The 16,779-nt window shown below is 52.4% G+C and carries 13 protein-coding genes and 1 tRNA gene; 13 read left to right on the top strand and 1 reads right to left on the bottom strand.

Annotation, left to right across the window (positions count from 1 at the left end):
* Positions 1-123 precede the first annotated feature (123 nt).
* The 3 genes from H8709_RS01455 (at position 124) to H8709_RS01445 (ending at position 4,972) form a co-directional block, all read left to right on the top strand.
* Complete coding sequence (locus H8709_RS01455; protein WP_262396597.1) at positions 124-1,500, top strand: citrate/2-methylcitrate synthase; 1,377 nt, start codon at positions 124-126, stop codon at positions 1,498-1,500.
* Positions 1,501-1,739: 239 nt separating this feature from the next.
* Positions 1,740-3,932 (top strand): bifunctional diguanylate cyclase/phosphodiesterase, encoded by a 2,193-nt coding sequence (locus H8709_RS01450; RefSeq protein ID WP_262396596.1) that lies wholly within the window; start codon positions 1,740-1,742, stop codon positions 3,930-3,932.
* 29 nt (positions 3,933-3,961) lie between these two features.
* Positions 3,962-4,972 carry an aldo/keto reductase gene (locus H8709_RS01445; RefSeq protein ID WP_262396595.1) on the top strand — a complete coding sequence of 337 codons (1,011 nt, stop codon included), beginning with the start codon at positions 3,962-3,964 and terminating at the stop codon, positions 4,970-4,972.
* A 112-nt stretch (positions 4,973-5,084) separates the two neighbouring features.
* Here the strand turns inward: H8709_RS01445 and H8709_RS01440 are convergent, their stop codons facing one another.
* On the bottom strand, positions 5,085-5,837 hold the full coding sequence (locus tag H8709_RS01440) for an SDR family NAD(P)-dependent oxidoreductase (RefSeq protein ID WP_262396594.1): 753 nt from the start codon (positions 5,835-5,837) through the stop codon (positions 5,085-5,087).
* A gap of 290 nt (positions 5,838-6,127) precedes the next feature.
* Between H8709_RS01440 and H8709_RS01435 the strand changes: the two genes are divergently transcribed.
* From H8709_RS01435 to H8709_RS01390, 10 genes are all read left to right on the top strand, one after another.
* A tRNA-Ser gene (locus tag H8709_RS01435) sits at positions 6,128-6,220 on the top strand.
* A gap of 346 nt (positions 6,221-6,566) precedes the next feature.
* Entirely contained in the window at positions 6,567-8,201 is a 1,635-nt protein-coding gene (locus H8709_RS01430; protein WP_262396593.1) for an ABC transporter ATP-binding protein, read from the top strand.
* Positions 8,155-8,535, top strand: a complete 381-nt coding sequence (locus tag H8709_RS01425) for a hypothetical protein (RefSeq protein ID WP_262396592.1) — start codon at positions 8,155-8,157, stop codon at positions 8,533-8,535. Before H8709_RS01430 ends, H8709_RS01425 begins: the two co-directional genes overlap by 47 nt.
* Positions 8,536-8,550: 15 nt before the next feature.
* Positions 8,551-9,600 (top strand): hypothetical protein, encoded by a 1,050-nt coding sequence (locus H8709_RS01420; protein WP_262396591.1) that lies wholly within the window; start codon positions 8,551-8,553, stop codon positions 9,598-9,600.
* Between the two features lie 13 nt (positions 9,601-9,613).
* Positions 9,614-9,865 (top strand): hypothetical protein, encoded by a 252-nt coding sequence (locus H8709_RS01415; protein ID WP_262396590.1) that lies wholly within the window; start codon positions 9,614-9,616, stop codon positions 9,863-9,865.
* 15 nt (positions 9,866-9,880) lie between these two features.
* On the top strand, positions 9,881-10,249 hold the full coding sequence (locus tag H8709_RS01410) for a hypothetical protein (protein WP_262396589.1): 369 nt from the start codon (positions 9,881-9,883) through the stop codon (positions 10,247-10,249).
* A complete protein-coding gene (locus H8709_RS01405; protein ID WP_262396588.1) occupies positions 10,216-11,343 on the top strand; it encodes an FtsX-like permease family protein in 1,128 nt (375 codons plus the stop codon). The genes H8709_RS01410 and H8709_RS01405 overlap by 34 nt, the downstream gene beginning before the upstream one ends.
* Positions 11,344-11,601: 258 nt before the next feature.
* Entirely contained in the window at positions 11,602-12,018 is a 417-nt protein-coding gene (locus H8709_RS01400) for a MarR family winged helix-turn-helix transcriptional regulator (protein ID WP_262396587.1), read from the top strand.
* A gap of 19 nt (positions 12,019-12,037) precedes the next feature.
* Positions 12,038-13,645 (top strand): efflux RND transporter periplasmic adaptor subunit, encoded by a 1,608-nt coding sequence (locus H8709_RS01395; RefSeq protein ID WP_262396586.1) that lies wholly within the window; start codon positions 12,038-12,040, stop codon positions 13,643-13,645.
* Positions 13,642-16,725, top strand: coding sequence for an efflux RND transporter permease subunit (locus H8709_RS01390; protein WP_262396585.1), 3,084 nt, complete (start codon positions 13,642-13,644; stop codon positions 16,723-16,725). Before H8709_RS01395 ends, H8709_RS01390 begins: the two co-directional genes overlap by 4 nt.
* Positions 16,726-16,779 lie beyond the last annotated feature (54 nt).

Here is a 16,779-nt window from a genome sequence, read left to right as displayed (position 1 = left end):
GGTATAATGAGGCAAAAATTAGTATTTTGCTTTGTTTGCCACAGCATTTTTCGCCTTCATGGCTCCGGCAAATTTTTATTTTGTTTCGTAAGGAAGATTTTAATAGAAAAGGGGTTTTGAAAAATGGTCAGCTCTACCGAAAACCGTTTCTCCGAAATCACACCAGAGGTTCAGGCACTTACTGATCTTTGTTTAAAGAACAGTTATATCCCTCCGGAGCTTTATGTTCAGTATAAGGTCAACCGCGGATTGCGGGATCTCAACGGCAACGGCGTCCTCACCGGACTGACTGAAATTTCGGAAGTTAAATCCACCAAAATTGTGGATGGAGAAAAGGTCCCCTGCGAGGGTAAACTCTACTACCGCGGCGTGGATATCGACGACATTGTCGCGGGTTTTATCAAAGAAAAGCGCTTTGGTTTTGAGGAAACCACTTATCTCTTGCTCTTCGGCCAGCTACCCAGCCGCCAGGAGCTTCAAAACTTTCGCACCCTGCTCTCCAATTACCGCACCCTCCCCACCAGTTTTGTCCGCGACATCATCATGAAGGCGCCCAGCTCCGACATGATGAACACCTTGGCGCGCAGCGTGCTCACCCTGTATTCCTATGACACCAAGGCCAACGACACCAGCATTCCCAACGTCATGCGCCAGTGCCTGCAACTTATCGCCCTCTTTCCGCTGCTCTCCGTTTATGGCTATCAGGCTTACAGCCATTATCACGACGGCAACAGCCTTTATATCCATATTCCGCAGCCCGACCTTTCGGTGGCGGAAAACATCTTATACATTCTGCGCCCGGACAGCAGCTACACCGAGTTGGAAGCCCGCATTCTGGATGTGGCCCTGGTGCTCCATGCCGAACACGGCGGCGGCAACAACTCCACCTTCACCACCCACGTGGTCTCCTCCTCCGGCACCGACACCTACTCCACCATTGCCGCGGCCATCGGCTCCCTGAAGGGGCCCAAACACGGCGGCGCCAACATCAAGGTGGTGCAGATGTTCGACGATATGAAGAAAACCGTCAAAGACTGGCACGACGAAGAAGAAGTCGGCAACTATCTGCGCGCGCTGCTGCACAAGGAGGCTTTCGATAAGGCGGGCCTGATCTATGGCATGGGACACGCCGTCTACTCCCTCTCCGACCCCCGCGCCAACATCTTCAAAAAATTCGTCAAGAGCCTGTCGGAAGAAAAGGGCCTGACCGAAGAATTCGCCCTCTATTCCCTGGTGGAACGTCTCGCCCCCCAGATCATTGCCGAGGAGCGCAAGATCTACAAAGGCGTCAGCGCCAATATCGACTTTTACAGCGGTTTCGTTTACAGCATGCTCAACCTGCCGCTGGAACTCTATACCCCCATCTTTGCCATCGCCCGCATCTCCGGTTGGAGCGCGCACCGCATTGAGGAACTCATCAATGCCGGCAAAATCATCCGCCCGGCCTACCGCAATGTGGCTGAGCACAAGCCCTATGTCAAATTGGACGACCGTATTTAAACGAATGTCTTCCCCTTCCTTCTCAGCGCTTCGTTTTTGCGAAGCGCTGTTTTTGTAGTTATGTAGCGAGAAAAGGCGATTCCGAGGAAGAATTTCAGTTAGATATTGTATAAATTTTGTATTTCGCCTATAATGGAAGAGACTTTAGGCGTATTACCACCAATTTGGCAGAGGGAGGGAACATCGTGACGGAAAAATTTCTTCGAAAAACTTTTGTTCCCTTTATCGCGCTTTTCCTCATGATAGTTCTCATCATCATGGTCATCGTCAATTATACGCAGCAGCTCGACCGCACCTTTGAGGAGGAAGCCCACACCTATCTCAACGAAATTTCCAGGCAGGCCGCCACCTTTCTCCACAAACAGATTACCGCTGAGATGCAGAGCATGCGGGACCTTGCCAACTACATCGGCGACCAACAGGATTTTGATCTGGAAAGCGCCCTCGATCATCTGAGAAATGTCAATAAATATAACGGATTAAAACGGATGGGTATCATCGTCAGGGACGGCACCGCCTACACTACCGATGATCAAACCTTTTATTTGGGAGACCGGGAGTACTTTAACCAGGCGCTCCAGGGAAAAGACATCGTTTCCGATACGCTCATTGACAAAATCGGCGGCGGGCAAATCAACGTCTGCGCTTCCCCCATCTATCATGACGGCCGAATTGTCGCTGTTCTCTTTGCCACCCATCGCATTGAAACTTACGAGCAAACCCTATCCGTCACCTTCTTCGGCGGCCAGGGCTATGCTTATGTAGCCAATACACAAGGGGATATCATGCTCTGCTCCTCGGGGGCGCCTCGGGGGTATCAAAACGTCCTGGAATTTTACCGCGGCGCACAGGAAAGCGAAAATCCCTTCGGCGATGTGGTAAATGATATGCAGAGCGGAGAAAACGGATTCCGGCTGGTAAAGACAGGGAGAGAAGAAAAATACATCTGCTATAACCCGGTGGATATCAACGACTGGTACGTCTTTTTTGTGACGCCTCAATCGGTGGTTTCCTCCAAAACTTCCGGCATTATGAACTATACCATGATTATGTGCGGCTGTATCGTTGTGGCCTTTATCCTGCTGTTCCTTGTCAACATCCGCAACGAATCCCGCAGCCGTGCGCGTCTGGCCAACCTCGCTTACAGTGACCCGGTTACCGGTATCCGCAACCTGGCGAAATTCCGGCTGGATGCGCAAAAACTTCTCGATAAGGCCCATGAACCCTATGCAGTCATCCAGTTTGATGTGGATAAATTCAAATACATTAACGACGTCTTCGGCTACTCCGAGGGAAACCGTACACTGCGGCATATCGCCCATGTCCTCTCCACCCATATGGAGCCGGGAGAGCTGTGCGCCCGGAGCACCAACGACCATTTCGTCCTGATGCTCCACTACCAGGACGACGATTCGCTTCTCGTGCGCCTATATCGTCTCTGCGAAAAAATCTGCGCACAAGAGCATGAAGGCGTGGCGCCCTTTACCCTGCTGCTGACCTTCGGCATCTATCGCACCACGGACGAGTTGCTGGACATTGTGGCCATGCTTGACCGCGCCAGCATTGCCCAGAAAAGCAAAAAGGGCTTCCACCAGACTTCCTTTGCCTTTTATAATGAAGAGCTGCGCCAGCAAATGATTAAGGAAAAAAATCTGGAAAACGAAATGACGGCCGCCATGCAGCACCACGAATTCGTCGTCTATTACCAGCCGAAATATTACATCAATTCCCTCAAATTGGCCGGTTCTGAGGCGCTGGTCCGCTGGAATCATCCGGAACGGGGCCTCATCCCCCCCGGCGACTTCGTCCCCCTCTTTGAAAAGAATGGGTTTATTGTCGAAGTGGATCTCTATGTCTTCGAGTCGGTCTGCCAAACCATCCGCCGCTGGTTGGACGAGGGGCTTTCCCCTCTGCCGGTATCGGTCAATATCTCCCGGTTGCATCTGCACAACCCCAATTTCCTGGAAGAGTTTGTCGCCATCCTCAAAAAATACGAGGTACCCGCCAACCTACTGGAATTTGAGCTGACCGAAAGCGTAGTCTTTGACAATGTGGAGCTACTGATCCATTTGCTTCATCAGCTCCACCGCTCCGGATTCCTGCTCTCTATGGACGATTTTGGCACCGGTTATTCTTCTCTCAATATGCTCAAAGACATTCCGGTGGACGTCCTCAAACTGGACCGCGCCTTTTTTGAAGAGACCGACAATGACGGGCGCAGCCGCCACATCGTCACCTCAGTGGTGGCGCTCATGCGCAGCCTGGGCATCAAGGTGGTCGCGGAGGGTGTGGAAACCGCCTCCCAGCTCTCTTTCCTCAAAAGCATCCAGTGCGACATTGCCCAGGGTTATTATTTGGCCCGTCCCATGCCGCTGGAAGATTTCGAGGCTCTCATACGCAAAGAACAGCATTCGTCCGACCCGCCGCAGTAAATGGTACCATAGAAATGGAGGCGAACCATATGTCAAAGGTCACTTTAGGCAAAACAGGAATCACCGTGGACAAAAATGGATTCGGCGCCCTGCCGATTCAGCGCGTCACTTTTGATGAGGCGAAAAAATTGCTGCGAAAGGCCTACGAGGGCGGTATCACCTTCTTCGACACCGCCCGCAGCTATACGGACAGCGAGGAAAAGATCGGCTATTCCCTGAGCGATGTCCGCTCCCACCTTTACCTCGCCTCCAAGACCCCCGCCAAAAACGCCGAAGGCTTTTGGAAGGATCTAGAGACGGGTCTCAAACTGATGAAGACGGATTATATCGACCTGTACCAGTTTCACAATCCCGATTTCTGTCCCAAGCCGGGCGATGGCACCGGTCTTTACGAGGCGGCGTTGGAAGCCAAAAAGCAGGGTAAAATCCGCTTCATCGGTATCACCAACCATCGTCTGCATGTGGCCAAGGAGGCCATTATATCAGGGCTCTACGATACCCTACAATTTCCCTTTTGCTATCTTGCCACGGAGAAGGATTTGGAAATTGTCAACCTATGCAAGGAGCGGGAAATTGGTTTTATCGCCATGAAAGCCCTCTCCGGCGGTCTCATCACCAACGCCCGGGCCGCTGCCGCTTTCTTGGGGCAGTATGACCACGTACTCCCTATCTGGGGAGTACAGCGGGAGTGCGAGCTGGATGAGTTTCTCCAGTTTGTCAAGGAGCCGCCTGTCATGGACGAGGAAATCGCGGCCCTCATCGCCAAAGAGAAGCAGGAGCTATCGGGCAACTTCTGCCGCGGATGCGGTTACTGCCTGCCCTGTCCGGCCCAGATTGAAATCCCGATGAGCGCTCGGATGTCCCTGCTGTTGCGCCGCATGCCCTCCGCCCCCTATCTGGCCGAGGAATGGCAGGCGAAGATGGAGCGCATTGAAAACTGCATCCACTGCAACCATTGCTCCGACCACTGCCCCTATGGGCTGGATACCCCCGCTCTTTTGCGGGAAAATCTAGAGGATTACCGTACCTTCCTGAAATAAATCGTGGATGATTGTGTAGGGTCAAGATCTGCACGATGTGGTTTTGGTCGCTTTACAGTTTCGATTTTGTAAAACACCCCCGGCCAACTGGCTGGGGGTGTTTGTGATGTGGCTAACCCTTTTTCCGTCTTTGGATATGGTAGGCGATGCGGGTGATTATTGCATCAGGAGCCAATCGGGTGGAAAATTTGGAAACCTTCATCAGTGTTCCTGGAATGATAACGCCCTTTCTGCGAAACATCTGCTGGAGGGCATAGGCTGCCACCTCCTTGCTTTTGAGGCCTGGAATGGCGAACTGGACATGGGCCCGCTCATTAAACTCCGTGTCAAAGGGTCCGGGGCAGAGTGCGCCGATATACACGCGGCTATGGCGATGCCGAAGCTCTTCCCGGATGGCCAGGGTCAGGCGCAAAACATAGGCTTTGCTGGCATAGTAACAGGCCATCAGCGGACCGGGCTGAAAAGCAGCCGAAGAGGATACATTCAGGATATAGCCGGCATCCCTTCGGATAAAGTCCTGCAAAAACAATTTGGTCAGGATATGGACTGCCCGGATATTCGTATGAATCATGGCGAGCTCAGTATCCAGATTGGTGCGATCAAAGGCACCGAAGAGGCCAAAACCAGCATTGTTGATTAGAATATGGATGGGCTCATGTTTGACCTGTTCATAGAGGGCAAAGCAGTTGCTCTTTTTAGCGAGATCCAGGCAGACAATTTCCACCTGGCAATGCAACTCTTCTTGTAACTGTTCCAGGCGGTCACGACGCCGGGCCACCAAGATGAGGTCATACCCCCGTGCTGCCAACAACCGCGCTAGGTCCCGGCCCAATCCCGAGCTTGCTCCAGTGATGAGCGCTTTCATATAATAACACCGCCTTTTGAACACTTTTTTCAGATATTTTGCGCAAATATTCGAACTTGCCTTCTTGGCGCCCGATACTTACGGCTAATTTCCTTACTCTTATTATAGCGTATTTTTTGCGAACCAGACGGAAAAATAAGAAAACAGTAATAAATTTTCCCTCTCTTCCCTTCAATGTAGCTGTCAAAAATTTATGAAATTTCTGGTTGACAAATCGCGCTATCTGTCGTATAATAATTAAGCGTCATGTGAGATGTTATTGCTCCATGAATGTGTCAAACTGAATAGATGGAGAAGTCGCCTAGCTTGGTTTATGGCGCACGACTGGAAATCGTGTAAGCGTTAATAGCGCTTCGAGGGTTCGAATCCCTCCTTCTCCGCCAAGAAAGCCCGCATAAACTATTTGTTTATGCGGGCTTTCTTCATTCTCCAAGATTCCCTAAATTAAAATAACTGATCATTGATTTTACCCACGAAGCAGTCTTATATTTGTTGTAAAACAATGTAGTTGTTTGTCAAAAAATACAATTTTATAGCATATAATTGTTCGTTATTATGCTTGACATATGCTATTTTTTAAATTATTCTGATACTAAACAGTTAAATAATTGTTTATTTTTTGATAAAATTTGGTTACAAATACTAAAAATTAACGAAATATGGTGATGCATCATGAAGTTGCGGGAACTGTTGAAACTTTTCCGGACATATGTGCCTCAAATTATTAGTATGATGCTGCTTGCTCTGCTCATATCAGCACTGGCTTCCATCACTCCTTTTATCAGCCAGTCCATGATTGATAAGGGTCTGGTACCTCTACAAATTCCACATGTTGTCTATTGTGCATTGTTACTCATATTGTTCTATGTTTCCAAGCAGCTGATAGAATACCTGCAGAAAAAAGTGGAAATTACTATCAGCAACGATATTGGCAAAAAGCTGCAGGTCAAGGCTATTTCCCACGGTATGAAAATCAAGTCCACATATTACAAGGAACATGGCATTTATAAAATCATTAGTGACGCTTTCTTTGATATTGGTGCCATTTTAACCATTGCACAAAATCAGTTCCTCACTGTATTCATATTGGCCTTTGAAATTGTTGGCGTCGGCATTGGCCTATACCTTTTAGACTGGCGGCTGGCACTTTGTGTGACAGCTCTAATTCCAATAAAATACTTGCTCAATTCTTTTCTATCCAAACGGGCGGAGCGTTTGAGTCGGGAGGTACGGGATCAAAACAAGGCCTACCACCGTTGGCTGGACGACGTAGTCCAAGGTATTATAGACATCAAACTCTGGGGACTCCACGAGAAAAAAGTGCAGGAATACTCTGAGCTTGTCTCAGAAATAAACCATGCGAGCAAAAAACAGCAACTTCTGCAAACAAAAAACAACAGCCTCAGCACCAGTGTGGAGCAGGTGGTCTTTACCGGATTATATATAGTGGGAGCCTATCTCATTCTCGGTGGAAGCCTAACACTGGGAGGTCTCATCTCCTTTCTCTCCTTTGCCTCCTATCTCCTTCTTCCCGTCACCATCCTCCTCCAACTCAAATATATCCTTCGGCAGATCACTCCCAATGTGGACAGCTTGAAGGCTTTCTTTCAAATGGAGGAGGAAACGAGTGGGCAGCTTCCTGCCGACGGGGCGGGTTGTATCGAATTTTCCCATGTGAGTTTGGAGCTCGGTGGAAAAAGAATTTTGCAGGATATCTCCTTTTCTCTTCACCGCGGCGAAAAAATAGCTGTCATCGGAGAAAACGGCAGTGGAAAAAGTACGCTCATCAATTTGATACTCCGCCTTTATGAACCGACCTCGGGCCAAATCTTATTGAATGGCGTTCCTATCCAAAACTATGAAATTGAGGCGTATCGAAGGCTCTTCAATGTCGTCACTCAAGGCATCCACCTATTTAACGGCACGATCCGTGAAAATGTCTGTTTAGACGACAATCCTTTGGGGGAGGAAACAGAAATCTCCTTCTGTTCCGACTTTATCGGCCGGTGGCAGGAGGAATTTGATACACCGGTTGGAAATGACGGCACCAAGCTCTCCGGTGGAGAGCGCCAAAAGATCGCTCTGCTGCGGGCGCTACATCGGAAAGCCAAAATCCTCATTCTCGACGAACCGACTTCCAGCTATGATATCGAATCGAGCGCTAACTTCGATAACTTTATTAAAGAAACGGAGGCATTTGACTTAGTATTGATCGTCACCCATCATCTCGGAGTACTTGATGGGATGGATCAGGTAATCGAACTGCAGGATGGCAAAATAGCCGACATCAAAAAGGAGGGACAACCTGGCCGCCAATGTGATTATCAAAACCTTTCAGACGCCGGGAGCGAAGTATGTCTATGACCGGCATGCCAATGTACTTTGCAGGGTCACGCCCGAGGAGTATGAACAGCTCCGCCAGGTGGAGCGCGGGGAGCTCGATCCGGAGGAGAGCGCGGCCATTGCCAAATACCGTGCCACTTCCGGTATGTTCGCTCCCAACGCCGTGATGGGCATGCGCCACCCCTCCACCGACATTCTGGAGCACCTGGCCAACTACCGCATGGGACAGTTGACTCTACAGGTGACCCAACAGTGCAACCTGCGCTGCGGCTGCGCGGAAAAGAAATATCAGGTGATCGAGGACTTTTACGAAACCTGCGTTCTTCGGGAATTCGGTTACGTGGAAGCGCAGTGAAGGGAGGAAGGCTAAATGAAATCCATGGCAGTATTTTCCTATACACCCGATGTGGAAGTGATGCTCCGCCACCACTCGCTCCTTAACGAATACACGATCGGCACAGTAGTCACCTTTCGCGAGGGAGTGGCGGCCGCCAAAAAAAGAAGCGGCGCTCCGGTGACCATCACCGACGACATCGCGGCCATCTCTTCGGAGGATGTTCTTATCCTGATGGACAACGAAAATGGCGCTCTGACCAGCAAATACAAGGCGTGCGCCGAAAGAGCGCTGGAACAGGGCGTGGAAATTCTGTGCAGTAATGCTTTGGCACAATCTTTAGAGCTTGACGCCGGTCAGTTCACACCTATTGAAAAGGTCTTCCCCGCCACCGGAATTTATGGGGAACCCCTTAAAGACATTCCCGTGCCGGTCATCGGGGTGATGGGTATGGGGTCCCATTGCAGCAAACTGGAAACCATGCTCTATCTGAAGCAGGGAGTTGCAGAAGCGGGTTATCATCCCCTTGGTATCTGCGCCAACACCACTGGTCCTCTCTATGGGATGTATTCTCCACCTGACTTTTTATGGGAAAACGATCTTTCCTTCTCCGACAAGGTGCTCAAATGCAACCGCTATTTTTACGAGCTTTGCCAAGCGGAGAAGCCTGACGCACTCCTCTTGGAACTGCCCGGCGGCATCATGCCCTTCGGCCGGTTCGGATACAATCATTTTTCTGAGCTCGCCCTCTTGCTTTCCTCGGCGGCAGCCATCGACATCGGTATTCTCAATGTCTACTTTGGTCAACCCATGGACCCAGCCACCCAGGAAAAGCTAAGGAATTGCTGCAGATTTAAGTTTAACGCGCCGCTTTATGGATTTTGCATCGCCAGACAAGCGGTTTCTCCAGCGGAGAGCGAACAGGAATTTGAATTTTATCACCTTGACGACGACTATATCGTAAAGCATCAGCGGGTCGACAGCGCCGCCCCCTATCCCGTACTGCATATCAGTGACGACGCGCAGATGAAAGCTGGCATCCGGGCCATCGTCCGGGCGCTGGAAGGAAACGCGGCCGCAATCTAAGGAGGGAATCACTGTGAAAAGAGAAGAGGCAGAAACTATGATCTTGGCAGCCATCCAGGAGAGGACCGGCAACCTGGTGGAGGACAAAGACACCCACCTGCTCAGCGGGGCCATCCCTATTCCCCTGGTAGACTGGCTTTATGTCTTCGACGCTCTGGAGCAAAAAACCAAACTTCCCGTGGCGCGGGTGCTCGAGGACCACGACTACACAGTGTTCACCGTGCGAGGGCTCGCCGGGGCCATCTGCGAGCGGTGGGGAGAATGAGAGAGGAGGGTCCTAATGAATCTACTGCGTCGCGCATTTCTCTATGACACGCGGAAAAAGGGAAAGACCATCCTGCTCTTCTTGATGCTCTTTTTGATCTTCACCCTCATCCTCATCGCCCTGGCCGTGCGAAACGGAGCCGAGCGTTCCGCGGCCCAACTGAGAGCCAGCCTGGGCGGCAGCTTTAAGCTCTCCATCTTTGCGGACCAAGAGGACTCCAATCTGTGGAAGACACAGGAATGGGAGGATGAGAATAGAACACATACTTCTTTTGTTTATACCGGACCCGCTATTGATGAAGAATTCCTCCAAAGGTCATGGCGGTGGAGGGGGTCAAAGAGTATTCTGTTGTGGATTCATATGACTTATATTGTAAAGATCTAAAAACAAAACCTGGTCTTGTTGCCGGATTTATCGGGACAAAGGATGAACTCGATCGGGATAAATATTGGATAAATGTGCTTCCATTTTATTCTGTTAATAAGGGGGAGTTGCAAGAATACTTCCGGACAGGCGCTTTTGAAATTGTGGAAGGACGACAGATCCAGCCAGGTGACGACCACAAGGCGGTCATCTCAGATGAACTGGCTAAGCTCAATGGGCTCAAAATTGGAGATACCTTTTCAGCCGAGTGCAATGATATTGTCAAGAATGGTGACCACGATACAACCCATGGAGAGCCCATTCCCTTTGAAATCGTAGGGCTTTTCACCATTCACAGTCGGTTGGATGCATCTGAGTATACGGTTGAACAACTTTTTCCTGAAAATTTCATTTTCATCGACAAGGCAGCAGGAAAGGAAATTCGACAAAACTGGAATGAATACTATATGGGATATGAAGGCTATGGTATTATCGAATTTTTTGTTGAAGATCCAGCAGAACTGGATGCTGTTATTCAGCGCGTCCAACAAATCGACGTCAACTGGTACTACTACCGCATCACCAAAGACGATGCCGCTTACCGCTCCTCGGTCGAGCCCCTTTCCACCATGAGCACCCTCTCTACCATTTTGATTCTAATCCTGCTCATCGCCTGCCTCTTTCTTCTCTACCTCATCGTCAAGCTAGGGGTTCAGAGCAGGAAACGTGAGCTTGGCATCTATCAGTCCATCGGTATCGGCAAAGCAAAAATTCTGGGACAGCTCCTAGTGGAGCTTCTGCTGGTGGCGGTGATCTCCTTTGGAGGTGCTTGGGGCGTATCCAAGGTGGCGGCCGGTCCCATTGGAAATGCAGCGCTGGAAATTGCCCAACCGGAACAAAAGGAATTAAGCCTACCCAAAATGGAAACTTCTCCATTACATATTATTCTTGATGTTCCTGCCCAGGAACCGGAGGATTTCCAAGTAATTGTGGGAGAAAAAGAAATGCTGATCGTGGCGGGCCTAGGACTCGCGATATTAGCAGGATCAATTTATCTGGCAGGAATACCCATTCTCCGGAGGAAGCCTAGAGAGGTGCTTTCCCTCATGGAATAACGTTGGCTATCTACGTCGTACATATAAAGGGAGGAATACCTCATGGTATTCCTCCCTTTTCAGTCCCCTCAATCTCGGTCATAATATACAATTTCTCTCCCAAAACCGGACGATCATTTTTCCTCCATTCACATTTCATCCATTGTATTTACAAAATGCCTATGGTATATTTATGATTGGTTTTATTTCATGCATAAAATATTGAGACATGAAAGGATTGAAAAGATGTATACTCCTGAGGCATCCATCTGCCAATTGATGCGAAGCATCCACCTCAAGCTCAAAAATATGATCGACGGTTTCTTTGCCGAATTCGGAGTGACCGGCGTCCAGGCCATGGTCCTGGGAGAACTCTATCTCAATGAAAACCTCAAGATCACCGACCTTGCCAAGGAGCTCAATATGACCAACAGCAATTTATCCGCCATCTGCCGGCGGCTGGAAAATAACGGCATGCTCCAGCGCAAACGGGACACCAACGACCAGCGCATTGTCAAAATTACCCTGACCGATAAAGCGCATCAGATGGCGGACCGCATGGTACAGACCATGCGGGAGGAATATTTCCCCCTCTATCAGACGGCGACAAAAGAAGACCGGGAGGACATCGTCCGCGGCCTCACCAAGCTGGACAAACTGCTATCCATCCAACCAAACGATCAAGCTCATTCTTAACAAACGGAGGTAGACGACCATGGAACAAGATAAGAAGAAGCCTAGAAATACCAAGCGCATGCTCTGGATTGCGGCGGCCGCCGTCGTGCTGGTGATCGGTGGCGCAATCGTGTTGCGCCTCGTGGGACAAAAGCCGGCGGAGGTGGTGGATAACACCCAAGTACTGGTAGAAACCCAAAAGGTCTCCACCGGGGACATCTCCCTCTCTACCGATTTTATCGGCAAGGTGGCGCCCGACGAGTCGGTCAACATCTTCCCCAAAGCAACCGGCGAAGTGCTGGCCACCTATTTTGAAGTGGGCGACACCGTCAAGAAGGGGGACTTGCTTTTCGAAATCAACCCGGAGGATGCGCTTTTACAGTTTAATATCTCCAAAGCCTCCTACGATGTGGCGGTAGCCAACGTCAACCGCACCTTGGGCAGTGGACTCGACGCCACCATTTTACAGAGCCAGTCGGGCTACGATCAGGCAAAGCTTGCCTATAATAACGCGCTGAGCGGTCTGGACGACCTCAACGATCAGGCAGGCTCCCAACTCTCCAAGCTGGCGGACGCCAAAAAGCAGACGGCCACCGCCGTCGCCCAGACCAAGAGCGAGCTGCAAAAGCTTGAATCCACTTTGAATACGGCGCTGGAAGCCTACATAGCCATGGGATACGACCCCGACGAGCCCCCCACTTTGCCGGATACTTCCGCCCCCGATGAAAGTGGCTCCGATTCCGAGCCCTCCAGCGATTATGAGGCTGCCTGCAAGCTCTGGGAACAGATCTGCGCCGTCAGAGAGGGCATTGATGCCACGCAAACCGCCTATCAAAAGGCCCTCGAGGCCCAAAAAGCCGCCGAGGAAGCCTATCAGCAGGCGTCTGACGGGTTCGACGTCAATGTCAAGAAGCTAGAGCAGGCACTGGACGCCGCCTCCCTCTCCCTGGACACCGCCTCCAAAAGCTACGACATCACCATGGAGAAGGCGGTCCCCGAGACCAAGGAGAGCGCCGCCGCCGCGCTCGAGCAGGCAAAGGCCTCCTATGAAGCTGCGGAAAAGCAGCTCGGCTACACCAAGGTCTACGCCCCCATCGACGGCGTCATTGAACAGAAAAATGTCAAGCCTCTGGGCATGGTCTCCACCCAGGCGCCCTCCTACGTCATCTCCAACAAGGAGATCATGGTGGTGACCTTTAACGCCTCTGCCGCCGCAGTACAAGGAATGGATGCCGGGGATGCCGTCACCGTGGAAGCCGGCGGCAAGACCTATCAGGGCGTCATCGTAGAAGTGGCCTCCATGGTCGACGCGCAGAGCGGCCTGTTCCCGGTTAAAGCCCGCATCGAAGGGGACGGTGCTTCCCTGCTCACCGGTCTTTCCGTCAAGCTGACCGCCGCCACCTCCAAAGCCAAGAATGCCCTGATGGTGCCCCTGAGCGCGGTCTATTATGAAAATAACGAGCCCTATGTCTATCTTCTCTCCAACGGCATCGCTGTGAAAACCTTCATCACCACCGGCATCTCCAACGAGGAAAACATTCAGGTGCTGGCCGGTGTCCCCAAGGACGCACAGCTCATTTCCACCTGGCACCCCAACCTCAAGGACGGCGTCCAGGTGACGGTGAAGTCCGCGGAGGGTGAGCAATGAATCTGACAAAAATCTCCCTCAAACGTCCGGTGGCGGTCCTCATCTGCGTACTGGCCCTGGTGATCTTCGGCGTCAGCGCCATTTTTAACACCCCCATGGAGCTGACACCGCCCATGGAGTTTCCCATGTTCATCATCAACACCGTCTACCCCGGCGCTGGGCCGGAGGAGGTGGAGGACCTGGTTACCAGCAAGATCGAGGCCGCCGTGGGCACGGTGAGCGGACTGAAAAATATCCAGTCCACCTCCCAGGAAAACGTCTCCATGGTCATGCTGGAACTGGAATACGGCACCAATATGGATTTGGCCCATATGGATTTGCAGGAAAAGCTCAACATGTACGTCAACTCCCTGCCGGACACGGCCACGACGCCAGTCATCTTTGAGCTGAGCATGGACATGGTGGACACCATCACCCTGTCCGCCAAGGCCACCGGCGACGCCAACGTCCTGCATCTGGTGGAGGACGAGGTAGTCCCGGAGCTCGAAAAACTCACGGGCGTCGCGTCGGTGGACGTCTCCGGCGGCCAGACCGACTATATCCGGGTGCAGCTGCGGGAGGAGTCCCTGAGCCAGTATAACCTAGATATGAGCAGCGTGGTCTCGGTCATCTCCGCCTCCAACTTCTCCATCCCCGCCGGCGACATCGGACACGGAGACCAGTCCCTGATTCTCCGGGGCGGCGTGGAATACAACACCGTGGAGGCCCTGCGCTCCATCCCCATCACCCTGCGCACCGGCGACATCATCCATCTCAGCGACATCGCCGATATCTCCGAGGCCACCAAGTCCTCCGGCTCCATCAGCCGCTACAACGGAGAGGAAAACATCACCATCGGCGTCAAAAAGCGGCAGAGCGCCAGCACACTGGACGTCACCGAGGGCGTCACCCAGACCATGCAGAAGCTCAATGACCAGAACATCGGCGTAGAGATGAACGTTATCAGCGATACGGGAGAAAACATCAAATCCTCCATCAACAGCGTCGTCAACGCCCTGCTTTTGGGCTGCGTGATTTCGGTGCTGGTCCTCTTCTTCTTCCTGGGCGACATCAAGGCCTCCCTGATCGTCGCCACTTCCATGCCGCTGTCGGTGCTGGCCACCCTGGTGCTGATGAACCTGTGGGGCATGAGCCTCAACCTGGTCTCCCTGGGCGGCCTGGTGGTGGGCGTGGGCATGATGGTGGATAACTCCATCGTGGTGCTGGAAAGCTGCTTTAGGAGCCGGGACGAACAGCGCTCCTTCCGGGAATCGGCCATTGTGGGCGCCAAGCTGGTGGCCACCTCGGTCATCGCTTCCACCATCACCACCATCGTGGTCTTCCTCCCCATCTCGGTCATGAAGGGGCTTTCGGGACAGATTTTCTCCCAGGCGGGCTTTACCATCATGTTCGCCCTCATCGCTTCCTTAATCTCTTCCCTGACTCTCGTTCCCCTGCTCTTTTATAAGCTCAAGCCAGTGGAAAAGAAGGACACCGTCATCACCCGGTGGCTCTCCCGGGTGGAGGCCGGATACGGGCGTCTCATCCGCAAGTCCTTTGACCACAAGAAACTGGTTGTCCTGGCGGCGGTGGGCCTGCTTGTGTTCTCCATCGCCCTCATCCCCCTTATCGGCATGGAACTGATGCCGGAGATGGACCAGGGCGTCATCTCCATCTCGGTGGAGGCAAAGCCGGGACTCAAGCTCACGGAACTGGATAAAACCATTCAAAAAATCGAGCAGGAGATCAACGCCCAGCCCGATGTGGAAAACTATTCAGTGACCACCGGCGGCTCCATGTTCTCCTCCTCGTCGGGGGGCAGCGCCTCCTTTAGCGTCTACCTCAAGGGCGATCGGGAGATGGAGACCTATGAGGTCGCCGACGTCCTGCGGGAAAAGACCAAGAACCTGACCGGCTGCGACGTCAAGGTGTCCCAGATGAGCGCCATGACTTTGGGCGGCAACTCCGATGTGGAAGTCAACCTCATCGGCAAGGACCAAGAGCAGCTGGAAGCCGCCTCCCAGCAGGTCAAGGACCTGATGAGCGGAAACCCGGACATCGTCGCGGTCTCGAGCAGTCTCTCCGACGGCAATCCCCAGGCGGAGATCATCGTCGATCCGGTCAAATCCACCGCCGCAGGGTTCATGCCCGCCCAGGTGGTTTCCACTGTCTCCAGCATCATGCAGGGCAAGGAGGCCACCACCATCCGACAGAACTCCAAAGAATACGAGGTTTGGGTGGAATACCCCGAAGGGCGCTATGAGGATGTCTCGGATCTGTCAGGCGTGGTGCTCCTCTCCCAGACCGGGAAGCAGGTGCCGCTGATGGACGTGGCCAGCATCCGCTATTCCAACAGCCCCCAGGTGGTCCAGCGGTACAATAATCAGTACATCGTCACCATCACCGGCCAGCCCTCCTCCCAGGCTTCCACCAAGCTCTCCAGCGAAATTACCTCCGCCGTCTCCAAGCTGGAACTGCCCGACGGCGTCAGCCAGTTTATGGGCGGCGATATCGAAACCATGCAGGAGGAGTTTAACGGCCTCTACGGCGCGCTGGCCACAGCGGTGCTGCTGGTCTTCATGGTCATGGCGGTGGAGTTTGAATCCATTCGCAATTCTCTCATCGTCATGCTCTCGGTGCCCTTCTCCATGATCGGTGCCTTCTTAGGGCTCCTCATCAGCGGAGCCGCCATCAGCATGCCCTCCCTCATCGGCTTTGTGGAGCTGGTGGGCATCGTGGTCAACAACGCCATCGTGCTGGTGGACTACACCAAGATCCTGAGAACCGAGGACGGCATGGAAATTCACGAGGCGCTCATCAAGGCGGGCTCTACCCGTCTGCGCCCCATTTTGATGACCACCCTGACCACCGTCCTTTCCCTGCTGCCCATGGCGCTGGGAATCGGCGGCGACGTGGAGATGATGCAGTCCATGGCCTATGTCATCATCGGCGGACTAACGAGCTCCACCCTGCTCACCCTGGTCCTCATCCCTGTCCTCTACCTTCTCTTTGCCAAGAAGGAAAAATATAAGCCCCTGGCCCCCGGCGCTGCCGGCCCCATCGCCATCCCCGGGCAGCAGGGCCCCATGACGGAAATTTAACGGAAACGAACTAAAGGCAGCCGCACAAAGCGGCTGCCTTTTTTGTGTCTAGGG

Source organism: Zongyangia hominis (genome assembly GCF_014385095.1).
GTDB lineage: Bacteria > Bacillota > Clostridia > Oscillospirales > Ruminococcaceae > Zongyangia > Zongyangia hominis.
Note: the sequence above shows the minus strand (reverse complement) of the source record. Positions and strands in the feature narration are given on the sequence as shown.